Origin of the sequence: Pseudochrobactrum albidum (assembly GCF_051851455.1) — a bacterium.
In the GTDB taxonomy this organism is placed as follows: domain Bacteria; phylum Pseudomonadota; class Alphaproteobacteria; order Rhizobiales; family Rhizobiaceae; genus Pseudochrobactrum.
The window spans coordinates 88181-110340 of sequence record NZ_JBPVTR010000022.1 but is presented as its reverse complement, the minus strand read 5'-3'; the positions used below and the strand labels follow the sequence as shown (position 1 = coordinate 110340).

Sequence of the window (22160 nt, the reverse complement as noted above, 5' to 3'; positions counted from 1 at the left end):
ATAAGATCACATGATTTCAGACAAGAGCGCAAGCTGCAGAAGTCATTTCCCGATGCAGTAACTGTTTTTACTTCTTTAGAAAAGTATGCCTGAAACGAATACACCGCTTGTCTGCCCTTATCCCCGTGACACACAACCCTGTGGACAAAGCTGTTGAAAAATACAGGGCCGGCTGCGGCTACCCCTCATGGTTGCGGCTTTTATACATGGGTGAATCCAGATAGCGGTGCAATGCAAAACGCACCAGCACGCCAACAGCCGCCGCAGCGGGAACCGCAATCAACATCCCTGTAAAGCCAAACAGCGCACCAAAGGCAAATAATGCAAACATCAGCCAGACCGGATGCAACCCAACCGATGAGCCAACCAGCTTGGGTTGCAGAATATTGCCTTCAATAAATTGCCCGACAAAGAAAACCACAGCCACAATACAAACCATAATCCAGTCCGGCCAGAACTGCACCAGCGCCACGCCAACAGCCAGCACAAGCCCCACAATTGAGCCGACATAAGGAATGAAACTGATAAGACCGGCAAAAAGCCCGATCAGCAAGCCAAAATTCAAACCTGTCAATGTCAGGCCGATTGCATAATAAGTGCCAAGGATAAGGCACAATGTGCCCTGCCCGCGGATAAATCCGGCAACAGAGGCATTCATCTCCTGTGCAATCTGGCGCACGGATTTGAGATGATCACGCGGGATCCATGAATCAATACTGCTGACCATGCGATCCCAATCCAGCAACATGTAAAAAGCCACAACCGGCGTGACCACAAACAGCCCTGCAAGATCAATCAGGGATTTGCCGGAATTCCACAAGGATTGCAGGAGAGAACTCAGAAAACTTGCGCCCTGCTTAAGGAAGCCGCTCAAATTATCCTGAATGACAGTGCTGTTCATGCCGAGATATTTTTTCAGCCATTCAGAATCCTGATGCGCAACCAAAGATTGCAGCTGCGTGAAATAACCCGGAAATTTGGCAATAAACTCTGCAAGCTGGGTTACCAGAATCGGCACGATAATGATCAGACCCAATACCAGCACCAAAACAAAGGCTATGAGAATAGCCACCGTTGCCACAAAACGCGACATGCCGAAACGCTCAAGGCGATCTGCCACCGGATCAAGAAAATAAGCCAGTGCAATGCCCGCCACAAACGGCAGGAGAATGGAACTGAAAACAATCAGAAAAACAACAAGCAATAGAGTGGCAATCACCCAGAACATGGCCTGTTTGCGCATGGCAGAACCAAAGCCATTGACCAGAATATTGACGTGAATGTCATTTTTACCATCTGCCATATCAGCAGGTATAACCACCTGCTGAACAAGAATTTTGCCATCGCCACTTCCGGCGGCCGGCGAGGCAGGCGATTGCGACGGGTTTGTTCCGGATTTGCTCATATAAACCGCCCTTGACTTGATGAATTCTGAATATGGTGCCCTGCCATGCGCGATCAAGCCCCTGTATAGCCCGTTTAATACAGATCCGGCATGATATATGGCTGCGCAGGCGTTGAATATTGGTATAACATGAGCTTTATCGGTTAAAAATGACGAAAGATGCTTGCGGATAAAGCATTCTCGTGTCATTGCGCCCAATACAAGCATTAATAGCAGCCTGCCCTGCCATTTTCTTATCAATACAGGGTGATGGTTGTGCTGTGTATCGGGAGCCGCCAATGCCGCAGTCAAAAAGCCCATCCGCCCCATCCGCCGGTTCAGATAAAAACGGCCTCACTTACGCCGATGCCGGCGTGGATATTGATGCAGGCAACAGCATGGTTGACAAGATCAAGCCTTTGGTGCGCTCAACACGCCGCCCCGGCGCTGATGGCGAGATTGGCGGTTTTGGCGGTTTGTTTGATCTCAAAGCCGCGGGTTTCAAAGATCCGGTGCTGGTTGCCGCCAATGATGGTGTGGGCACCAAGCTGAAAATCGCCATTGATGCCGACCGCCATGACACTGTGGGCATTGATCTGGTGGCCATGTGTGTGAATGATCTTGTGGTACAGGGGGCAGAGCCGCTGTTCTTCCTTGATTATTTTGCCACCGGCAAACTTGACCCTGAACAGGGAGCCGCCATTGTCAGGGGCATTGCCGAGGGCTGCCAGCAATCCGGCTGTGCGCTGATCGGCGGTGAAACCGCAGAAATGCCGGGCATGTATGCGAAAGGCGATTATGATCTTGCGGGTTTTGCCGTTGGCGCGGCAGAACGCGGCCAGCTATTGCCTGCCGGTGATATTGAGGCGGGCGATGTTATTCTGGGGCTTGGCTCTTCCGGCATTCACTCCAATGGTTTTTCTCTGGTGCGCCGCATTGTTGAGCGATCCAGCCTCAACTGGCAGGATCCGGCACCTTTTGCTGATGATAAAACCCTTGGCGAAGCACTGCTCACCCCAACCCGTATTTATGTCAAATCCCTGCTCTCGGTTATCCGCTCAACCGGCGCAATCAAGGCGCTGGCACATATTACCGGCGGCGGTTTTCCTGATAATATTCCGCGTGTTTTGCCAAAGACACTGGCTGCCGAGATTGATCTTGACGCCATTGCAGTGCCTGCGGTCTTCTCATGGCTGGCCAAAACCGGCGGCGTGGATGCATCGGAAATGCTGCGCACCTTCAATTGCGGCATCGGCATGATTGTTGTTGTTGGCGCAGACAAAGCTGCAACCGTTGCCGACGCGCTGAAGGCGGAAGGTGAAAACGTGGTCACCCTCGGGCGCATGGTTGCCCGCAGCCATGAGAAAAATGAGGGCGTGGTTTATAAGGGCGCACTTTCTTTTTAAAAAGTAGGAGACATTGCCTTGTCCGGTGCAACCATAACCCGCAAGCGCGTTGTTATTTTTATTTCCGGCGGCGGCTCCAATATGGAGGCGCTGATCCGCGCTGCACAAATGCCGGATTATCCGGCGCAGATTGTTGGCGTGTTTTCTGACAAGGCGCAGGCAGGCGGCCTTGCAAAGGCAGAAGCAGCGGGCATTAAAACCTATATTTTCGCCCGCAAAGACTTTGCCTCCAAGGAAGCGCATGAAGAGGCCATCCTTGCACAACTGGCAGCAATTGCACCGGATATAATCTGCCTTGCCGGTTATATGCGGCTGCTGTCCGGCCGGTTTATTGCACCTTTTGCAGGGCGCATTCTCAATATTCATCCCTCATTGCTCCCCTTATTTCCCGGGTTGCATACCCACCAGCGCGCCCTTGATGCCGGCATGAAACTGGCAGGCTGCACCGTGCATCTGGTAACAGAAGGCATGGATGAAGGCCCGATTTTGGCACAGGCCGCCGTTGTGATTGAGGACAGCGATACGGCAGAAACGCTGGCGGCACGGGTTCTTGGCGCAGAGCACCAGCTTTATCCGCAGGCACTGCGGCGCTTTGCTGAAGGCAAAACAGCTGCAAATCATGGTGCGGCGCATCATGATACGGGGGATCATTGTGTAAGGCATCATGGCAAATCAACAACACATGCACTGATCAGCCTGTGAGAAAATAACGAATTATTAATTTTCCCTTAATCTGCCATGATAAAACCCTAAATAGCTTTCTATTGCAATTTTGCACTGCATGAAGTGAGCGGTTGATTCCGGCAAAATGCCCATCGGGGCTTTGCACGCATGATGCCCATCATTCCGGCAGACAGGTTTTTAAGCGGTAAAACGCTTTAAATTTATAACACAACATGCATTTTGCCCGATAAGCCTATGGTTTTTCAGGCTGTGCTTTAAAAAAGAAAAGGAAGATAATTATGTCTCTCCGTAAATCTGTTGCACTTATGGCCGCTTTTGCCGCCGGTAGTTTTGCCGTTTCCGCATCTGCTGCCGATCTGGCATCTTCCCGCAGCGCAGTCACCCAGCCACGCTCTGAGGTCGGCGTTCTCACCTGTGATTTCCAGCCGTCAATCGGTGTCATTATCGGCAGCCGTCAGGATATGGATTGCGTGTTCCAGCCTGCAAAACGCGGCGCGCCTGCCGAGCGTTATTCCGGCCAGATCACCAAAATCGGCGTTGATATTGGTTTTTATAATGGCGGTCAGCTTGCCTGGGCTGTATGGGCACCAACCGTGCGCCCTGAAGGCGCGCTGCGCGGCAGCTATGTCGGCGCCTCCACCAATGCCACAGTGGGTATTGGCATCGGCACCAATGTTCTGACCGGCGGCACATGGAAAAATATTTCCCTGCAGCCAATCTCCCTGCAGGGGCAGAAAGGGCTGAATGCAGCACTCGGCCTGTCCAATCTGCGCCTGAAATATGAAGGCTGATTAATCCGCATAGAAATATATAAAAAGCCGGTCAAAGACCGGCTTTTTATGTTTGTACAGAGCATATACAAGCGGGGTCACCTATGCGCTCAATTATGCAGCCTGCACCACATTATCCTTACAGGCGCGTATCCAGATTTTTATATCATGAAAAGCTGTTCCCCCATGGGGAGCCGCAGCATCGGCACCGGTGAGAATATTAATTCCCTCTCCGCCCTCAAATGCGGAATTCGGGAACAAGCCTTCTGAAACAACCACACCGCGCCGTAATTTTTTGCTGCCGCCCGATGCATCACCCGCATGCTGGATTTTAACATGCAGGATCAATGCGCCGCGCTCATTGCCTATCTGCACACGGGCGCCGTCCTCCAGCCCCAGTTCAGCCGCATCATCATCACGGATCAGCAATTGCGGGCGCATTTCCTTCGTCCTTGAGGTTGGCGTTTCCGTGAAAGTGGAATTAAGAAAATTATGCGCCGGCGATGTGGTAAGCTTGAACGGATGCTGCGGATCAGCCGCCTCATTAACCGCCCAGTGATCGGGAAATTCCGGCATTGTATCAAACGGCCCCTGCAATCCCATTGTCTCGGGCGGGCGATCCGGTGAGGTCTGTTTTTTCCAGTCAACACGAAAGCGGAATTTACCGTCCTCCCAGTCAAAACCGTCAAGATAATGCGATTTTACAAAATCCGGCTGTTTATCCAACCAGCGCCGCTGACGCATGGTTTCAAAATCCGGCATATTGCTTCTGATGAGCAGATTATTCACCAGTTCACGGGCTGTGAGGTTAAAACCGGGCAGATGGCCAACGCCTAAACGATTGGCCAGCTCATTGATAACATAGATATTCTCGCGCGCTTCACCAGCCGGTTCAATCAATTTAGCGCCAAGCAGCACATGCTGCTGACCGCCGCCGCGATATATATCATCATGCTCCAGAAACATTGTGGCAGGCAGCACCAGATCAGCCATTTTTGCCGTATCTGTCATGAACTGCTCATGCACAACCGTAAAAAGATCATCCCGCATAAAGCCCTGGCGAACAAGCCGCTGCTCCGGCGCCACATTGGCAGGATTGGTATTCTGGATCAGCATGGCTGTTACCGGCGGCCCGTCATAAAGCGCCTGCTTACCACCGGTTAAAATCCGGCCGATTTTCGACTGATCAAGCGATCTTATAGCGGGATCTGCATAAGAATCGCCCTCAATCTCTGCTTTATCCATGGCAAAAATGCCGGAATTGGAATGAAACGCCCCGCCGCCCTCAACTGTCCATGCGCCGGTAACCGCAGCAATACAGGATGCGGCATGCATATTGACCGCACCGTTGCGCTGGCGCGCAAAACCATAGCCAAGGCGAAAATAAGTGCGCTTTGTTGTTCCCACCAAATGCGCAAAAGCCTCAATATCGGCAACCGCAACACCGGTAATCGCCTCTGCCCATTGCGGGGTGCGGCTGCGCAAATGTTCTTCCAGCTGTTTGGGCGCATCCGTATAGCGGTTGAGATAATCCCAATCGGCCAGACCATCACGAAACAACACATGCATGACCGCGCAGGCAAAGGCGCCGTCGCTGCCGGGTTTCAGTACAATACCGACATCTGCCTGCCGGATTGTAGCGGTTTCATACACATCAATCGCCACAATCTTTGCGCCGCGCTCCTTGCGGGCGCGCGCCGCATGGGTCATCACATTGACCTGCGTGGCTGCGGCATTGGTGCCCCAGATCACCACACAATCAGATTTGGCTATCTCGCGCGGATCAGGGCCGCGCAAGGCACCTGTGCCGGCCATATAGCCTGTCCATGCCAGATTGGTGCAGAAACTGGAAAACATATTGGAATATTTTTTGGCATGGCGCAGGCGGTTAATGGAATCACGCTGCACCAGCCCCATTGTGCCTGCATAATAATTCGGCCAGACTGTTTCAGAGCCGTATTTCTGCTCAGCCTGCAAAAATTTTTCCGCCGCCAGATCCAGCGCATCCGCCCATGAAATTTCCTGCCAGCGGCCATCACCTTTTGCGCCTTTGCGCAAAAGCGGCTTCAGCAAGCGATCGGGGTGATGTACACGCTCGGCATAGCGGGCAACCTTGGCGCAAATCACCCCCGCCGTATAGCTGTTATCCCTGGCACCGCGAATACGCCCGATCGTATGGCTGTCGAGAAGCTCCACATCCAGCGCACAGGTGGAAGGGCAATCATGCGGGCAGGCAGAATGGCCGATTTGCGGTGTCAGACGCAGTGTCATGAAAATATTCCTGAAAAATCATTACTGTGCAGAATATAACAAATATCAGGCTGCGCTAAAGCTAAATTCCGCACAATCTTAATTCTGCACAATTATGTGCTTTATCCGGTGTTTTTGCTCACGCAAGCCGCATCAGCACTGTGCCGCCAACAATCAGCACTGCGCCAAACAAGCGTTGTATGCTGATATGTTCCCGCAATAAGAACAGCGATAAAATAACACCAAACAAAATTGAGGTTTCACGCAGTGCCGCCACCATCGCCACCGGTGCCATGGTCATTGCCCATAAAGCCAGCCCGTAGGAGCCGAGTGTGCCGGCTCCTCCGATAACAGCCAGTTTTGCGCGCAGTCTGATTGCCGCGCCAAGCCCTGCGCCATAGTTCCATACAGCCCAGAGCACCACCGGAATGGCATTGAAAAAGAATGTCCATAATATATAGGAGACCGCATTGCCGGAAGCGCGCACGCCCATGCCGTCAACAAGGGTATAAGCTGCAATAAACAGGGCATTGGTCAGCGCGATCAGCACCGTGCGGGATGCGCCCTGCCCGCCACCCAGACGGCGCAGATTGCCCAGAGCCATCACCAGAACACCACCGCAAATCAACCCCACAGCCAGCCATTGCGCGACAGTCAAAACCTCACCGATCAGCGGTGCGGAAACCAGCGCCACCAGCAAGGGCGGCGTGCCGCGCATCAGCGGATAGGCAAGGCTCATATCGCCGCTGCTATAGGCTGCAGCGACAAGAAACAGATAGATGGTCTGCAATATTGTGGAGGTGAGTATAAACGGCCAGCTTGCCGGCAGAGGCAGCGGTATGAAGGGTATGAATATCAGTGCCATCACGCCAGCGCCACCGCATACCAGCACAGCATTCAAATATTTATCCGTGCCTGATTTGACGATCACATTCCAGCCGGCATGCAGCAAAGCGCCAAAAAGCACAATTAAAACAACAAAACCAGACATATCACCACCGGCCATTATCAGCCTGTCACCGAACAGGATCCAAAGCGGAATCAGATTGATCTTCCTATCCGCCCTGCAGGTTATGGCATAATCATCCGTGAACAGGTATAGGGCTGTGACAACACAGTTTCACCTGCATATTCTGCTGGCAAAGCTGCCCATTTCAACAATGCCGGAACACACTGATTATGAATTACCGCCACGCTTATCACGCCGGAAATTTTGCTGATGTGTTCAAACATATCGTTCTCACCCGCGTGCTGCTTTATATGCAGCACAAAGAGGCAGCCTTGCGCGTGGTCGACACACATGCAGGCATTGGCCGTTATGACCTTGAAAGCGTGGAGGCCGGCAAAACACTGGAATGGCGCAGCGGTATTGAACAGATTATTACTGCCAGAAGCAAAGGGCAGATTCCCCCTGCAATATTGGCGCTTATTGCGCCTTATCTTGATGTGATTGACGCTGAAAACAGCACCTGTAAAGATAAGGTATTGCGTTATTATCCGGGTTCGCCTTTGCTGACACGCCATTTGATGCGTCCGCAGGACCGCCTTTCGGCACTGGAGCTGCACCCGCAGGATGTGCAAACTCTGGCGGCATTGTTTGAAGGTGATTACCAGACCCGCGTGACTGAACTGAACGGCTGGCTGGCGCTTGGTGCGCATCTTCCGCCGAAAGAAAAGCGCGGACTGGTGCTGGTTGACCCGCCATTTGAAATTGCCGGCGAGTTTGAGCGCCTTGTTGAAGGTTTGGTAAAAGCCCATCGCCGCTTTGCCACCGGCACCTATGCACTGTGGTATCCGGTTAAAGACCGGCGCGAGGTCAATCGCTTTATCACCGCTCTCAAGGAAACCGGCCTGCCAAAAATTCTGCGCCTTGAGCTTTCCGTTCGCCTGCCTTCACAAGAGCCGCGCCTTGACGGCACCGGCATGATTATTGTCAACCCGCCCTATATTTTGCCGCAGGAGATGGCTGTAATCTTGCCATGGCTTGCAAAAATCCTTGGTGAGAACAATCAGGGCGGATATGGTATTGAATGGATTGCCGGCGAGTAGAAACAATGTAATTCTCATATTGGCACCATGGCAGGCAAAGTGTTGCAGGCATAGTGTTTAAAGCCGGATCACTCTCTTGTGCGCAGCTGAGGCTTGACCCGCAACAGGATTAAAGCAAAAACTGAGCACCATCTTTAACGGGGACAGATTCATGTCATTACGTATTGCTTTTGCCTTTGCACTGTTTGCAGGCCTCTCTGCCGGTTCTCTTTCACAGGCACAGGCTGCTGATTTTATCGCAACCGCACCGGTTGCAGGTGATTCCGTGTGCCACAAACAAGGGGTGATCAACAGTGCCGTTGCGCAATTTTCCCGTATGGTGCATGGCGTTCCGGATATGCCTGCTGTCAGCATCAATGCTGTCGGCAATGTAAGCGCGACGCATTTTGAAGCAAAAACCTATCCGTCAGGCATTGAGCGCCATTATTGCCGCGCCACAGCGGTGCTCTCCAATGGTGAAAACCGCACCATGTGGTATATGGTGGAAAATCGTCAGGGTTTTGCCTCTGTCGGGCGCAATGTGGAATCCTGTGTGGATGGTTTTGACAAGTGGTTTATCTATGATGGCCGCTGCCGCGTGTTGCGCTGATAAATATGCCTCTGCACCAGATGTTTAAATTCTTGCTGTTGATGCTGCGCAGGGCGGCAGGTTTTGCAGCGTTGTCTCTTGCCATTCCTGTTGCTGCCACCGCACAGCCTTTGAGTGACAAACTGCTGCAGGATATGGCAAAAGATCTGCACAAACTCTCGCCCCTGCAAAAAGAGCAGCCGGCCTTGCGGCCTGAAAATAAAATTCCGCAACATGCCCCGTTGCGCCTTCCCCGGGAATTGCAACAGGAAATACCCAGTGCATCCGATGCGGATTTTGATTTTTATGTGCTGTCTCTTAGCTGGTCGCCAAGCTTTTGCGCTGAAAATGGCAGCCGCGGCAATGCCCGCCAGCAATGCGGCACCGGCCGCGCCTATGGCTTTGTGGCACATGGCCTGTGGCCGCAATATGAACGTGGCTATCCGCAAAGCTGCAATCACCATCAGGCCAATGATCTGGTACCGCGTGATGTGGTTTCCGCTCTTTCGGATATTATGCCTTCTGCCGGTCTGATGCGCCATGAATGGCGCAAACACGGCACTTGCAGCGGTTTAAACCAGCGTGATTATTTTGCCACGCTGCGCATGGCCTATCAGGCCGTTACCATACCGCCGGCACTGCGCAATGTTGCGACACCGCGCCGCGCTGATCCGCAACTGATTGAAAAAGCCTTTATCGCCGCCAATCCCGCCCTGCCTGCCAATGCCATTGCCATAACCTGCAGCCGCAACCATTTGCAAGAAGTGCGTATCTGCATGGATAAAAATCTGAAATTCCGCGCCTGCAACGAGGTTGACCGCAATTCCTGCCACAGCCGCTCGGTTATGCTGCTTCCCAATCACTGATAACTTTTCAAGTTACTCATAGTTTTTTTAGGATCTCACACATGCACAAACTTTATACATCCCCTGCCTCTCCCTTCTCAGCCAAGGTGCGCATGGCTGCGGTCTATGCCGGTATTGAACTGGAAAAGCACATGGTTGTTACCAGCGACGAACCGGCGGAACTGATTGCCGCCAATCCGCTTGGCAAGATCCCTACGGTGATAACGCCTGAGGGAAAAGCGGTTTTTGACAGCCGGGTTATCACCCAGTATTTCAACCGTCTTTCTGCTAATAAACTGTTTCCGCGCAATGCGGAGAAACGTCTGGATGCGGAAAAATATGAGGCCCTTGCAGACGGGCTGGCGGATGCGCTGGTTGCCCATGTTTATGAGCGCACTAAACGCCCGCAAGAGATTATATATCAGCCGATACTCGACTGGCACTGGAAAAAGGCTGAACGCGCGCTTGATCTGCTCAATGAGACGGCGCCGCGTCTTGGCGCCAAAATTCATTGCGGACATATAGCGATTGCCGCCGTGCTCGGTTATCTCAATATACGTTTTGGCAATGACTGGGAGCGTGGCCGGCCGAAGCTGAAACGCTGGTTCAAACGCTTTGCGGAACTGCATCCGGCGCTTGCCGCACAACTGCCAAGACCCGCTTAAAATTTTTTTAAAACAACAAAAAGCCGGGCTGCATACAGCCCGGCTTTTTTCAAACGCAATATTGCGGTTCTCAGAACTTGTAGCCAACGCCGAGGCGGATATCATGGGTCTGAAGGCCGCCATCCTTAACGGTGCCGCTATCCAGCTGGTAGTCTTTTTTACCGAAATCAGAATAACGATATTCAAGACGGGCTGTGATATTATCGGTCAGGAAGGTTTCTGCACCGGCACCGGCTGTCCAGCCAACGCGGAACTTGCTTGCCGATGATGTGGCATCAGAAAACTTTACCTGTGTTCCGGCAACACCAGCGGTTACATAAGGCATAACCGGTCCCATATCAGCACCAAGGCGGGCGCGCAGCGAGCCGTCAAAACCGCTTTTGGCTGTCAGACCAAGCTCTTCCTTTTTCGCCCAGTTGTAACCGGCATCACCTTCCAGACCATAAACAATATTATCGCTCTGGAAGTTCCAGCCGCCATAGGCGCCAAATTTGGCTGTATCATCTTTCAGGTCACCAACAGTATTGTCGGTTTTGAATTTGTTGAAGCCATAACCCAGATACAGACCTGTGTAACCGCCGGCCCAACTGCTCTGCGGCGCTGCCGCAACCACCGGTGCCGGCTCATATGGCTGTGGCTGGATCGCATCGGCAGCAAAAGCAGCAACCGAAAACGGCAGCAACGCAACAGTGCCAAGTGCCATAGATTTGATAGTGCGCATACACATCGTCCTTATAATTTTTTAAAACATCGAACAGCGCCGCTTGCAAATCAGCCTGCAGGCTCATCAAGACCCGCAACTGAATTGACCGCATAACGCCCTCTCTTCAATCTTATTATTTTAAAGAAAGAAGATTGCCTGACGGAGAAAAAGATGACGCTAAAATAAGGCAGCACAAATGCATAACAATGGAAAAACCCTGACCTTATTATGTCGGAAAAATGACAAGGTTAATCCCCTGCCTGAAAAATGCGCTTTAACAGCGGTTATAAACGCGCATAAATATATAATTTAAAACAATAAAAAGCCGGAGCGGACTCCGGCTTTCAAAGTTAATATTGAAAAGTATGCCAAGATTTTAAAAATCACAACAGTGTGATTTTATTATTGGCAAACTCAAAATTTATAGGCAACGCCGAGGCGCACATCATGGCTTTGCAATTTGCTGTCATTCAATTCTGTGTTGCCCAAAGAAAAATTCGTCTTGCCAAAATCGGAATAACGATATTCAACCCGCGCTGTAACATTTGATGTAAGAAGCGCCTCTACACCGGTACCTGCTGTCCAGCCAACGCGAAACTTTTTAGCCGAATCCGCATCATCGCTGTAGCGCAGCTGTGTGCCGGCAATACCAGCGGTTACATAAGGCATGAAAGTTCCAAGGTCATAGCCAAGGCGACCACGAAGCGAACCGTCAAAGCCGCTTTTGGCGGTCAGGCCGTCACTGGTTTTTTTGGCCTTATTGTAACCGGCATCACCTTCAACACCGTAAACAATCTTATCATTCTGAAAATTCCAGCCGGCATAGGCACCGAATTTAGCATTGTTATTTTTCAAAGTGCCGGCATCTGTGCCGGTCTGAAATTTATTGGCAGCCCCGCCAAGATACAGACCGGTATAGCCGCCTGCCCAGCTATCCTGCGGTGCAATATCAACAACCGGCGCAGGCGCTACAGGCTGCAAGCGGATTGCATCCGCTGCAAAAGCCGTTGCCGCGGTTGGCATCAAAACGGCAGGAACCAATAGCAAAGTTTTAAAATAAGACATGAAACTTCCTTGCAAAATTAACTCGTTCATATACGGCCACACAGGCAAAATAAGAGCCTGCAGGCGGATAAAATGCCTTATCAAGCATAAAACCCAAGCAGCAATAGCTGATAAGAGTGCCGCTTTTAAACCATAAAGTTTGATCAAAAAACGACATAAAAATGGGCAAAAAATGATGATGCAAAAGGGCAACATTTCTTTTAATATTAATAAGTTAGATAAATATATAAATTAAATTTTAAAATGTGCCAAATTTTTGCAAATTTCAATTTCACAAAACAAAAATCAAATTTGCACTTATAAATTTTATTACAAGTTAAAAGCACATCCATCGGGATGACCTGTTCCGTGTTACAATCGGTTGCCCTGCAACTGATTTGCCCCATATCTACAGGCAGGAAGAGCCGGATGCCGATAAAGAGGAGACTGTTATCCATGAGCGCCAAACGGATGCAATCTGCAAATTTGCCTGTCACCCTGATCACGGGCGGCGCAAGACGTATTGGCAGCCATATTGCGCAAGGCCTTGCGGCGCGGGGTTATCCGGTCATTATCCATTATCACCGCTCTGCCCGTCAGGCGCAGGAACTGGCGCAGCGCATCCGTGATCAGGGCGGGAAAGCCCAAACCGTTGCCGCCGATCTTGCTGACAGCGCACAGCTTGCAGCTATGGCGCAGGCTGCGCAGGCGCATTTTGGCCCGGTTGAACTACTTGTCAACAATGCCTCCCTATTTGAGGATGACCGCATCGGCAGCCTGACCGGTGATTTATGGGATCAGCATTTTGCCATTCATCTCAAGGCGCCGGTATTTTTAGCGCAGGCAATGGCAGAAGCCCTGCCGCAAGAATGTCAGGGGCTGATTATCAATATTACAGATCAGCGGGTATGGAAGCTCAATCCGCAATTTCTCTCCTATACATTGTCCAAATCCGCCCTGTGGAATGCCACACGCACTTTGGCGCAGGCATTGGCGCCGGATATTCGCGTCAATGCCATAGCCCCGGGGCCAACCCTGCCAAGCGAGCGCCAAAATCCGGAAGATTTTCAAAAACAGGTCGATGCATTATTATTAAAAAAAGCGCCGGCACTGGATGAATTTGCCGCAACAATTGATTATCTATGGCATGCACGCTCAGTGACAGGGCAAATGATTGCCCTTGATGGCGGGCAGCATCTGGCATGGGAAACGCCGGATATTGCAGGTATTTCTGAATGACACATATAACCGGCGGTGCAGGCGGCGCTGATCTGCCCTTACCCGATATTGACCCTGATCATAATTTTGATGCTGAGAATGCGCCTTCTGATGAAGTGGCGGCAGAGCAAAGCGGGCTTGCGGCAAAACTTGCCGACAGCATAAGATGGGATTCAGCCCTGTCGGAATTTGATGCCGCAGCCAGCGGGCTGTCCGGCGCCGAGGTGATCAGCGCCTTTGTAAAAAAACTGCCCAACAGCCCGGGCGTTTATCGCATGTTCAACCGTGAGGGGGATGTGCTTTATGTGGGCAAAGCGCGCAATCTCAAAAAACGGGTAAGCAATTATGCGCGCGGTCAGGGGCACAGCAACCGCATTACCCGCATGATCCGCGAAACCGCAACCATGGAATTTGTGGTTACCCGCACCGAGACAGAAGCATTGCTGCTGGAAGCAAATCTGATCAAACGCCTGCGCCCGCGTTTTAATGTGCTTTTGCGTGATGACAAATCCTTCCCCTATATTCTTATTTCCGGTGATACGCGCGCGCCCGGCATTTTCAAACATCGCGGCGCACGTTCGGGAAAAGGTGATTATTACGGCCCCTTTGCTTCTGCCGGTGCGGTAACACGCACGATCAATGTGCTGGAGCGCGCTTTCTTGTTGCGCAGTTGCAGTGATTCCATGTTTGAAAGCCGCACCCGCCCCTGCCTTCTGCATCAAATCAAACGCTGTGCCGCCCCCTGCACCCATGAGATCAGTGGTGCGGATTATACAGCCCTCGTCACACAGGCAAAAGCATTTCTCTCCGGCCGCAGCAAGGCTGTTCAGGAACAAATACGCGATAAAATGACTGCGGCAGCCGAAGCGCTCGATTTTGAACGGGCGGCAATCTACCGCGACAGGCTTGCCGCGCTTTCCCATATTCAATCCCATCAGGGTATTAACCCGCAAACAGTTGATGAAGCCGATGTTTTTGCCATCCAGCAGGAAGGCGGAATGGCCTGTATTCAGGTCTTTTTCTTCCGCACCGGCCAAAACTGGGGCAATCGCGCCTATTTCCCCAAGGCAGATCCCTCACTTTCAGCGGCGGAAGTTCTGGGAGCCTTCATCAGCCAGTTTTATGATAACAAGCCCTGCCCCCGATTGATCCTGCTGTCAGAGCCGGTTGAGGAGCAGCAATTGCTCCATGAGGCATTGTCAGCCAGTGCCGGCCATAAAGTGCAGATCATTGTTCCGCAACGGGGCGAGAAAAAAGACCTGATCGACCACGCCATGACCAATGCCCGCGAAACTTTGGGGCGCCGTTTGGCAGAAACCTCCTCGCAGGCACGCCTGCTCAAGGCTATGGCAGAAACATTTGAACTGCCGCGGGTGCCGCGCCGTATCGAGGTTTATGATAATTCGCATATTATGGGCACCAATGCCGTGGGCGGCATGATTGTGGCAGGGCCGGAAGGCTTTGTGAAAAACCAGTATCGCAAATTCAATATACGCTCAAAAGACATCACCCCCGGCGATGATTTTGGCATGATGCGTGAAGTGATTGAGCGCCGCTTTGGGCGGTTGATCAGGGAACATGCATTGCCGAAAAAAGCTCTTGCGGCAGAGGATCATATTGAACAGGACGTGCCGGATGATGCTTTTCCTGCATGGCCGGATGTGATCTTTATTGATGGCGGTCAGGGGCAGGTTTCAGCGGTGCGGAAAATTCTTGCGCAACTGGGGCTTGGGGATCATGTTATTTCCATCGGCATTGCCAAAGGCGTTGACCGCGATGCCGGACGCGAGCGTTTCTTTGTCAGCGGCAAGCCGGCCTTCACCCTGCCGCCGCGTGATCCCGTGCTTTATTTTATCCAGCGGCTGCGTGATGAGGCGCATCGTTTTGCCATTGGCACCCACAGAGCCAAACGTAAAAAGGAAATGATCAAAAGCCCGCTTGATGAGATTGCGGGCATTGGCCCCTCACGCAAAAAAGCACTGCTGCATCAATTTGGCACAGCCAAAGCCGTTTCCCAGGCTGCTCTTTCCGACCTGATGAAGGTTGAGGGAATTTCTGAAGCACTGGCACAAGTTATCTATGATCATTTCCGCGAACAATGAGCAAAACCGCCGGCCAATGCTTTTATAAAAACAATCACACGCCGTGATTGCTGAATTTTTGCATTTAAAATTCACGAAAGCGCGATATGCACATAATTAGACGTAAAAAGTCCAAGATCATGTTGCTTTTTACATTATTGCAAGGTTGATGATAGCTAAGCGTATTGGAAACAATGCAAAACGCTTTTGCATAAGATATGCACAGAACAAAGAGACAGGGTATTTCCGCCATTCAATATCGGCAGGAAATACTCTAAAAGAAAAGAGACATTGCCTGCAATTTTGCAGGACGCAATGTTAAACAGAGCCAATGCCGGCTGCGGCCGCGCCTGTTACCGGCTCGACCTTCGGGCTCAACCTGCGGATAAATTATCCGCAATACGGGTTTCATACGGATTTCAGGGAACCATGAGTAAACATACATTATCACTGCCCAACATCCTGACCTATGCACGTATCGTCGCTGTGCCCCTTGTGGTTTTATGCTTCTTTCTGGAGGGGCATCTGAAAAGCAGCGATACTGCCCGCTGGTGGTCTCTCGGCCTGTTTGCCGCAGCCAGTATTACCGATTTTTTTGACGGCTATCTGGCGCGGATATGGAAACAAACATCCAATATCGGCCGGATGCTCGACCCTATTGCAGATAAGCTGCTGGTCTCTGCCATTTTATTGCTGCTTGCCGCCGACGGCACCATTGCCGGCTGGACACTCTGGGCAGCGATTATCATTTTGTGCCGCGAAATTCTGGTGTCGGGCTTGCGGGAATATCTGGCGGATCTCAAAGTGAGCGTGCCGGTCTCGCGCCTTGCCAAATGGAAAACCACAATCCAGATGATTGCGCTGGCCTTTCTTCTGGCCGGACCTGCGGGGGATAAAATCCTGCCCTATACCACAGAAACAGGCCTTCTGCTGCTGTGGGTGGCGGCGCTTCTTACCCTTTACACCGGCTGGGATTATTTCCGCGCCGGTATCAAACATATATGATATAATGCCTCTATGCCGGTAAAACTCGTTTATTTTGCATGGGTGCGGGAACAAATTGGCAAATCCGGTGAAATGCTGGATCTGCCAGCCAATGTTACAACCGTATCCGCACTTTTAACCTATCTGGCCTCGCGTGGTGAGAACTATGCCGAGGCACTGCGCTTTTCCGATGTTATTCGCGTGGCCATCAATCAGGAACTTGCTGATCATGATGCCCCGCTGCATGATGCGCAAGAGATTGCCCTCTTTCCGCCAATGACAGGGGGATAGGCTTATGAGGCCCTATATCCTGATCAGTCATGAGGATTTTGATGCAGCGGCTTTGCTTGCACGTCTTACAGGCGGGCGCACAGATATTGGTGCCACGGTGAGTTTTATCGGCTATTGCCGCGATGAAAACCAGACCTTGCAGGCGCTGGAACTGGAACATTATCCAGGCATGGCAGAAAAGCAGCTTGCACAAATTGCCGGAAAAGCTGCCGCGCGCTGGCCGTTACAGGGCATTATTATTGTGCATCGCACCGGCAGGATTGAGGCTGGCAGACAAATTGTTTTTGTGGCAACAGCAAGCCGCCACAGGCAGGCAGCATTTGATGCCGCATCCTTTCTGATGGATCATCTTAAAAGTGATGTGCCATTCTGGAAAAAAGAACACCCCGTGCAACCCGTTGCCGGCACCTCTCCCATTGCAGGCTCTATCACCGGCCCCATCGCCTCCATGACAGGCCGGAGCAGTTGGGTGGAAGCCAGAAACAGCGATTCTGACATGAAAAAACGCTGGGACGCGGAATAAATATCTTCTTGAAAAATTACAGGAAACCTTACCGGCTGTGCAGCCTTGCGAAACAGTTTTCACCTGCCCGGCCGACAGAGTTTTATTGTTTAAGAATATAGGCTTACAAAAAACTTATTAAATAATTTACCAAGGCTTGCATTGCCATAAGGAAACCATAAAATCAGTTCAGACAGTATATATGTTTCACAGGGGGCAGACAGATCTGCGCATAACAGCCGCGCCTGATGCAGGCCGGAAACGATAAGTGACAGGTCGCCATCAAGCTAAAATACAAAACAGCCGGTGCGCAACGCAATATTGAAGGGCAGGATTATAAAATGGCTCAGCAGTCATTTGCCTTTAATATATGACAGCTAAAGACGGCTGGCTAAAGCTATTGCAATAAACAGGACAAAATATGTTGATTGGTAAAGCACGGATTTTTGCAGCGGCCTGTCTGGGGCTTGTCATCCTTGGCGGTGGCGCATTGATCCTTTCCTCAACCATACCAACACAAAGCGTGGCATCAGAAAAGACCATTCGCGGCACAGTCGTTTATCGCGAGCGCATTGCATTGCCGCCGGAGGCAGGCCTTTCCGTTCAGTTGCTTGATGTCTCCCTCGCCGATGCACCGGCGGAGATTATTGCTGAAAAATATATCGAACATCTCAAATCTTCTCCGGTGCCGTTTACCCTGAAGTTTGATCAGGCAAAATTGCTCCCCGGCCACAGCTATGCCTTGCAGGCGCGCATCAGTGCGGGCGACACTTTATGGTTCATCAATGATACCAGACATAATTTTGATCCGGAAAAATTTGAACCATCCTACGAAATCCGCGTGGTTAATGTGCGCAAAAATGCAGCGATTCAAACCCCGCTGACATTGGAAAACCATGAATGGCTGACCGAGGATATCCGCGGTGCCGGCGTGATTGATTATGCACAGACCACATTGAATATTGCAGCAAGCGGCGATGTCTCGGGCTCGGGTGGCTGCAACCGTTATTTTGGCAAGGCAACAATTACCGGCGAGACAATCAGCTTCGGCACAATAGGCTCCACCTTCATGCAATGCCCGCCGGCGCTGATGGATCAGGAAACCAAGTTTCTTGATGTGTTAAAACAAACGCGCCGCTTCAGCATCACCAATGGCAAGCTGTATTTGCTGGGAGAAAACGGCCTGGAACTGGCACGCCTTGCCAGTGACTGAATATTAACGGGATTATCAAATTTTCTTCCGAACAGACTAAAAAAGGCGCTGCAAATTTTGCAGCGCCTTTTTCAATTAAGAAAAATGCTGTTAATCAGCCAACGATTTCAGTTGCAGAGAACCAATAGGCGATTTCCTGAGCAGCGGTTTCAGGAGCATCGGAACCGTGAACGGAATTTTCACCGATCGACAGGGCAAAAGTCTTACGAATGGTGCCTTCTGCAGCATCGGCAGGATTGGTTGCACCCATAATTTCACGGTTTTTCAGGATGGCGTTTTCGCCTTCCAGAACCTGAACAACGGTTGGGCCGGATGTCATGGTTTCAACCAGCTCACCGAAGAAAGGGCGCTCTTTATGTACAGCGTAGAAGCCTTCTGCTTCACGCTTGCTCATCCATACGCGCTTGGAAGCAACAACACGCAGACCAGCTTCTTCAAGCTTGGCGGTGATTGCACCGGTGAGGTTGCGCTTGGTTGCATCAGGCTTGATCATGGAAAAAGTACGTTCGATGGCCATCGGTAATCCTGTTTATATTTTGAGGAAAGGTGCCGTTCTATACCCTCACAGCCTTTTGCAGTCAAATATGATCGTAAAACCGCGCATTAAAATGCAAGAGAAAAGACAAGAGCGCTCCTTTTAACCCGTATGGGTTTTCACAGATAAGAACCCGATAGCAAATTGATACTGCATTTTCATGACAAGGTACTGAAAATGCGAGTTATTTATTCTCCTTGTCTTTCAGGGTAGATTATAGCTGACATATGGGGATATTTCAGTTTTTCAGTGAGAATACCGGTTATCCTGCAGGCAGGATTTTGCGATTCCACAGATCAGGCAGAAAATTCTGCCTGAGGCGGTTTTAATATGCCGATTTGAAGAGAGCGTGATGATGAAGCAACATTTTCTGATGCTTGCCGCCTATAACAGCTGGGCCAATAAACAGCTTTTCAGCGCCCTGCCCTGTTTGAGCGAGAGCGAATACAGGCAGGATGCGGGGCTTTATTACAAATCTATCCATGCCACGCTCAACCATATCCTTGGCAATGATCGCTTATGGATGAAGCGTTTTACCGGTGCGGGAGATCACCCCAAATCTGCTGATGCCATTCTCTATCTGGCGCAGGCCGATCTGCGCGCTGCACGTTTTGAGGAGGATATGCGGATTTTTCAATGGCTTGAGGGGCTTTCGCCAGCTGATCTTGGCGGGCGTTTTGTGTTTCTCAATATGAACGATATGCGCACTATCAGCCAGCGGCTTGCCCCTGCCCTTGCACATATGTTTAACCATCAAACCCATTATCGCGGGCAGGTTCATGCAGCTCTCAGCATGTTGAAACAGAAAGCGCCGGATCTCGATATGATCAGCTTCCATAAATCGGAAGCCGGCCGGCCGTTTATCTGATATAGGCAGATATAATAAAGCGGCAAACAGATTATTCTTCGCCGTTTTTGCCTCTTGCACAATGGCTGCAACCGGTGCAAAACCGGCTTATGCTGATCATTAATGATATAACTGTCCGCATGGCCGGACGCGTCCTCATCGACCATGCCAGTGTTACGCTGCCATCGGGTTCGAAAACGGGTTTTGTCGGCCGTAACGGCACGGGCAAATCAACCCTGTTCAAGGTTATCACCGGTGAATTATCATCGGATACCGGCGATATTTCCATGCCGCGCAATACCCGTATCGGGCAGGTTGCACAGGAAGCGCCCGGCACAGAAGAATCCCTGATCGAGATTGTGCTGCAAGCCGATAAGGAGCGGCTGGCACTGCTGCGCGAGGCAGAAACCGCAACAGATCCGGAGCGCATCGCCGAAATTCATATCAGGCTTGCCGATATTGAGGCGCATTCAGCTGAAGCACGCGCCAGCGCCATTCTTTCCGGCCTTGGTTTTGATGCGCAAGCACAATTGCGCCCAGCCTCTTCCTTTTCCGGCGGCTGGCGCATGCGTGTTGCTCTGGCTGCCGTGCTGTTTGCCCAGCCTGATCTGCTGCTGCTTGATGAGCCGACCAACTATCTTGATCTTGAAGGTGTGTTATGGCTGGTGGATTATATCAAACGCTATCCCTATACAGTGATCATCATCAGCCATGACCGCGATTTGCTCAATTCGGCAACCAGTTCAATCATGCATCTGGAGAACAAGAAGCTGACGTTCTGGAAAGGCAATTACGACCAGTTTGAACGCCAGCGTGCCGAAATGCTGGAATTACAACAAAAACAGCGCGCCAAGCAGGAAGCGCACCGCAAACATATGGAATCCTTTGTGGAGCGGTTCCGCGCCAAGGCATCCAAGGCGCGGCAGGCGCAATCGCGCCTCAAGGCTTTACAGAAATTACAGCCGATTGCCATACATTATGACGAGCATGTGCAGCCGTTTCGCTTTCCGGATGCGGAAAAGGTTGCCGCCTCCCCGATCATTGCGCTGGAAAATGCCGAGGTTGGCTATGAGCCGAGCAAAGCTGTGCTGCGCAATCTTACCTTACGCATTGACCATGATGACCGTATTGCCCTGCTCGGCTCCAATGGTAACGGTAAATCCACACTGGCCAAGCTGATCTCCGCACGGCTTAAACCGCAAAGCGGCACACTCACTTTATCACCGGCTCTGAAAGTGGCTTTTTTTGCCCAGCATCAGCTGGATGATCTGGTACCGGAAGAGAATGCTATTGAGCATGTGCGCAAACTCATGCCCGATGCACCGGAAGCCAAGGTGCGCACCCGTGTTGCCCAAATGGGGCTTGCAACAGAGAAAATGCAGACCAAGGCCAGAGATCTTTCCGGTGGTGAAAAGGCGCGTCTGTTGATGGGGCTTGCAACTTTTCACGGCCCTAATTTGCTGATTCTCGACGAGCCCACCAACCATCTGGATATTGACAGCCGTGAAGAACTTGTTCATGCGCTTAATGATTTTAAAGGCGCTGTTATACTCATTGCTCATGATCGCCACCTGATCGAGGCAACGATGGACAGGCTCTGGCTGGTGCGCAACGGCACTGTGCAGCCCTATGATGGTGATCTGGACGATTATCGTGCTCTGGTTTTGGGCGATAAAAGCTCGCCCGAGAGTATGCAAGACCATCAACAGGTAGCTTTGGCCGTAGATGAAGGGCCCAAACTGAGCAAGGCTGACCAGCGCAAACGCGCTGCACAAAAGCGCGAACAACTTAAGCCATTACAGAAAAAGATTAATGATTCCGAATCTTTAATGCAAAAACTGCAGAAAGAGATTCAGGTTCTGAAGAGCAAACTGGAAGACCCTGAACTCTATACCAAGGATGCCCAGAAGGCTGTGCAGCTCAATATTGACCTGAAGGCCGCCGAAAGCAAGCTGAATGATGCGGAAGAAAAATGGCTGACCTATTCTGCCGAATATGAAGAGGCTATGGCTGAATAGCAATTTCAGTAAAAAACGGGATATTGGCGCATCAAAACGATTTCACATTTTTTGATGCGCAAATTCTCTTTTTAATGCGCAAATTCTCGGGCTTGTATGCAAA

21 protein-coding genes are annotated in these 22160 nt (G+C 51.1%); 15 read left to right on the top strand and 6 right to left on the bottom strand.

The features are described 5' to 3' along the window. Positions 1–178: 178 nt before the first annotated feature. Entirely contained in the window at positions 179–1303 is a 1125-nt protein-coding gene (locus ACSTTO_RS07805) for an AI-2E family transporter (RefSeq protein WP_439272845.1), read from the bottom strand. 380 nt (positions 1304–1683) lie between these two features. Here ACSTTO_RS07805 and purM point away from each other — a divergent pair, with 380 nt between their 5' ends. The 3 genes from purM (at position 1684) to ACSTTO_RS07790 (ending at position 4265) form a co-directional block, all read left to right on the top strand. Continuing rightward, positions 1684–2790 (top strand): phosphoribosylformylglycinamidine cyclo-ligase, encoded by a 1107-nt coding sequence (purM, locus tag ACSTTO_RS07800; protein WP_439272592.1) that lies wholly within the window; start codon positions 1684–1686, stop codon positions 2788–2790. Positions 2791–2823: 33 nt separating this feature from the next. After that, a complete protein-coding gene (purN, locus tag ACSTTO_RS07795) occupies positions 2824–3492 on the top strand; it encodes a phosphoribosylglycinamide formyltransferase (RefSeq protein ID WP_439272844.1) in 669 nt (222 codons plus the stop codon). 260 nt (positions 3493–3752) lie between these two features. After that, positions 3753–4265, top strand: coding sequence for a DUF992 domain-containing protein (locus tag ACSTTO_RS07790; protein WP_439272591.1), 513 nt, complete (start codon positions 3753–3755; stop codon positions 4263–4265). A gap of 93 nt (positions 4266–4358) precedes the next feature. On the opposite strand, the gene ACSTTO_RS07785 is transcribed toward ACSTTO_RS07790, so the two are convergent. Both ACSTTO_RS07785 and ACSTTO_RS07780 read right to left on the bottom strand, forming a co-directional pair. Beyond that, positions 4359–6515, bottom strand: a complete 2157-nt coding sequence (locus tag ACSTTO_RS07785; protein ID WP_439272590.1) for a molybdopterin oxidoreductase family protein — start codon at positions 6513–6515, stop codon at positions 4359–4361. A 118-nt stretch (positions 6516–6633) separates the two neighbouring features. Beyond that, positions 6634–7485: an EamA family transporter gene (locus tag ACSTTO_RS07780; RefSeq protein ID WP_439272589.1), complete on the bottom strand. Its 852-nt coding sequence runs from the start codon at positions 7483–7485 to the stop codon at positions 6634–6636. Between the two features lie 188 nt (positions 7486–7673). Here ACSTTO_RS07780 and ACSTTO_RS07775 point away from each other — a divergent pair, with 188 nt between their 5' ends. The 4 genes from ACSTTO_RS07775 to ACSTTO_RS07760 all read left to right on the top strand — a co-directional run bounded on the left by ACSTTO_RS07775 (position 7674) and on the right by ACSTTO_RS07760 (position 10621). Then, the gene (locus ACSTTO_RS07775) at positions 7674–8543 is read left to right on the top strand and encodes a 23S rRNA (adenine(2030)-N(6))-methyltransferase RlmJ (RefSeq protein ID WP_439272588.1); all 870 of its coding nucleotides are present in this window, start codon (positions 7674–7676) and stop codon (positions 8541–8543) included. A gap of 151 nt (positions 8544–8694) precedes the next feature. Continuing rightward, positions 8695–9132 (top strand): phage portal protein, encoded by a 438-nt coding sequence (locus ACSTTO_RS07770; RefSeq protein WP_439272587.1) that lies wholly within the window; start codon positions 8695–8697, stop codon positions 9130–9132. Between the two features lie 5 nt (positions 9133–9137). After that, a complete protein-coding gene (locus ACSTTO_RS07765; RefSeq protein ID WP_439272586.1) occupies positions 9138–9977 on the top strand; it encodes a ribonuclease T2 family protein in 840 nt (279 codons plus the stop codon). 41 nt (positions 9978–10018) lie between these two features. Beyond that, the gene (locus ACSTTO_RS07760; protein ID WP_439272585.1) at positions 10019–10621 is read left to right on the top strand and encodes a glutathione S-transferase family protein; all 603 of its coding nucleotides are present in this window, start codon (positions 10019–10021) and stop codon (positions 10619–10621) included. A gap of 70 nt (positions 10622–10691) precedes the next feature. Here ACSTTO_RS07760 and ACSTTO_RS07755 read toward each other — a convergent pair whose 3' ends face one another. Together ACSTTO_RS07755 and ACSTTO_RS07750 are read right to left on the bottom strand one after the other, a co-directional pair. Further along, positions 10692–11342: an outer membrane protein gene (locus ACSTTO_RS07755; protein ID WP_439272584.1), complete on the bottom strand. Its 651-nt coding sequence runs from the start codon at positions 11340–11342 to the stop codon at positions 10692–10694. Positions 11343–11738: 396 nt separating this feature from the next. Further along, positions 11739–12389 (bottom strand): outer membrane protein, encoded by a 651-nt coding sequence (locus ACSTTO_RS07750; protein ID WP_439272583.1) that lies wholly within the window; start codon positions 12387–12389, stop codon positions 11739–11741. Positions 12390–12824: 435 nt separating this feature from the next. Between ACSTTO_RS07750 and ACSTTO_RS07745 the strand changes: the two genes are divergently transcribed. From ACSTTO_RS07745 to ACSTTO_RS07720, 6 genes are all read left to right on the top strand, one after another. Continuing rightward, the gene (locus ACSTTO_RS07745) at positions 12825–13607 is read left to right on the top strand and encodes an SDR family oxidoreductase (RefSeq protein ID WP_439272582.1); all 783 of its coding nucleotides are present in this window, start codon (positions 12825–12827) and stop codon (positions 13605–13607) included. A 32-nt stretch (positions 13608–13639) separates the two neighbouring features. Continuing rightward, positions 13640–15688: an excinuclease ABC subunit UvrC gene (gene uvrC, locus ACSTTO_RS07740; protein ID WP_439272843.1), complete on the top strand. Its 2049-nt coding sequence runs from the start codon at positions 13640–13642 to the stop codon at positions 15686–15688. Between the two features lie 408 nt (positions 15689–16096). Continuing rightward, on the top strand, positions 16097–16672 hold the full coding sequence (gene pgsA, locus ACSTTO_RS07735) for a CDP-diacylglycerol--glycerol-3-phosphate 3-phosphatidyltransferase (RefSeq protein ID WP_439272581.1): 576 nt from the start codon (positions 16097–16099) through the stop codon (positions 16670–16672). 12 nt (positions 16673–16684) lie between these two features. Continuing rightward, positions 16685–16942: a molybdopterin converting factor subunit 1 gene (gene moaD / locus ACSTTO_RS07730; RefSeq protein WP_439272580.1), complete on the top strand. Its 258-nt coding sequence runs from the start codon at positions 16685–16687 to the stop codon at positions 16940–16942. Positions 16943–16946: 4 nt separating this feature from the next. After that, positions 16947–17465 (top strand): molybdenum cofactor biosynthesis protein MoaE, encoded by a 519-nt coding sequence (locus ACSTTO_RS07725; protein WP_439272579.1) that lies wholly within the window; start codon positions 16947–16949, stop codon positions 17463–17465. A 400-nt stretch (positions 17466–17865) separates the two neighbouring features. Continuing rightward, positions 17866–18657: a YbaY family lipoprotein gene (locus ACSTTO_RS07720; RefSeq protein WP_439272578.1), complete on the top strand. Its 792-nt coding sequence runs from the start codon at positions 17866–17868 to the stop codon at positions 18655–18657. Between the two features lie 94 nt (positions 18658–18751). Here the strand turns inward: ACSTTO_RS07720 and ndk are convergent, their stop codons facing one another. Beyond that, positions 18752–19174, bottom strand: coding sequence for a nucleoside-diphosphate kinase (gene ndk, locus ACSTTO_RS07715; protein ID WP_439272577.1), 423 nt, complete (start codon positions 19172–19174; stop codon positions 18752–18754). A 373-nt stretch (positions 19175–19547) separates the two neighbouring features. On the opposite strand from ndk, the gene ACSTTO_RS07710 reads away from it, so the two are divergent. Then, positions 19548–20060, top strand: coding sequence for a DinB family protein (locus tag ACSTTO_RS07710; protein ID WP_439272841.1), 513 nt, complete (start codon positions 19548–19550; stop codon positions 20058–20060). An 89-nt stretch (positions 20061–20149) separates the two neighbouring features. Beyond that, positions 20150–22057 carry an ABC-F family ATP-binding cassette domain-containing protein gene (locus ACSTTO_RS07705; protein ID WP_439272576.1) on the top strand — a complete coding sequence of 636 codons (1908 nt, stop codon included), beginning with the start codon at positions 20150–20152 and terminating at the stop codon, positions 22055–22057. Positions 22058–22160: the final 103 nt, after the last annotated feature.

Coding starts and splice junctions, on each gene's coding strand:
- ACSTTO_RS07755 (WP_439272584.1), bottom strand. CDS start 11,342: ATGCGCACTATCAAATCTATGGCACTTGGCACTGTTGCGTTGCTGCCG.
- ACSTTO_RS07705 (WP_439272576.1), top strand. CDS start 20,150: ATGCTGATCATTAATGATATAACTGTCCGCATGGCCGGACGCGTCCTC.
- ACSTTO_RS07760 (WP_439272585.1), top strand. CDS start 10,019: ATGCACAAACTTTATACATCCCCTGCCTCTCCCTTCTCAGCCAAGGTG.
- purM (WP_439272592.1), top strand. CDS start 1,684: ATGCCGCAGTCAAAAAGCCCATCCGCCCCATCCGCCGGTTCAGATAAA.
- ndk (WP_439272577.1), bottom strand. CDS start 19,174: ATGGCCATCGAACGTACTTTTTCCATGATCAAGCCTGATGCAACCAAG.
- ACSTTO_RS07750 (WP_439272583.1), bottom strand. CDS start 12,389: ATGTCTTATTTTAAAACTTTGCTATTGGTTCCTGCCGTTTTGATGCCA.
- ACSTTO_RS07770 (WP_439272587.1), top strand. CDS start 8,695: ATGTCATTACGTATTGCTTTTGCCTTTGCACTGTTTGCAGGCCTCTCT.
- ACSTTO_RS07785 (WP_439272590.1), bottom strand. CDS start 6,515: ATGACACTGCGTCTGACACCGCAAATCGGCCATTCTGCCTGCCCGCAT.
- ACSTTO_RS07745 (WP_439272582.1), top strand. CDS start 12,825: ATGAGCGCCAAACGGATGCAATCTGCAAATTTGCCTGTCACCCTGATC.
- pgsA (WP_439272581.1), top strand. CDS start 16,097: ATGAGTAAACATACATTATCACTGCCCAACATCCTGACCTATGCACGT.
- ACSTTO_RS07725 (WP_439272579.1), top strand. CDS start 16,947: ATGAGGCCCTATATCCTGATCAGTCATGAGGATTTTGATGCAGCGGCT.
- moaD (WP_439272580.1), top strand. CDS start 16,685: ATGCCGGTAAAACTCGTTTATTTTGCATGGGTGCGGGAACAAATTGGC.
- ACSTTO_RS07805 (WP_439272845.1), bottom strand. CDS start 1,303: ATGGCAGATGGTAAAAATGACATTCACGTCAATATTCTGGTCAATGGC.
- ACSTTO_RS07710 (WP_439272841.1), top strand. CDS start 19,548: ATGAAGCAACATTTTCTGATGCTTGCCGCCTATAACAGCTGGGCCAAT.
- ACSTTO_RS07790 (WP_439272591.1), top strand. CDS start 3,753: ATGTCTCTCCGTAAATCTGTTGCACTTATGGCCGCTTTTGCCGCCGGT.
- ACSTTO_RS07765 (WP_439272586.1), top strand. CDS start 9,138: ATGCCTCTGCACCAGATGTTTAAATTCTTGCTGTTGATGCTGCGCAGG.
- ACSTTO_RS07720 (WP_439272578.1), top strand. CDS start 17,866: ATGTTGATTGGTAAAGCACGGATTTTTGCAGCGGCCTGTCTGGGGCTT.
- ACSTTO_RS07775 (WP_439272588.1), top strand. CDS start 7,674: ATGAATTACCGCCACGCTTATCACGCCGGAAATTTTGCTGATGTGTTC.
- ACSTTO_RS07780 (WP_439272589.1), bottom strand. CDS start 7,485: ATGTCTGGTTTTGTTGTTTTAATTGTGCTTTTTGGCGCTTTGCTGCAT.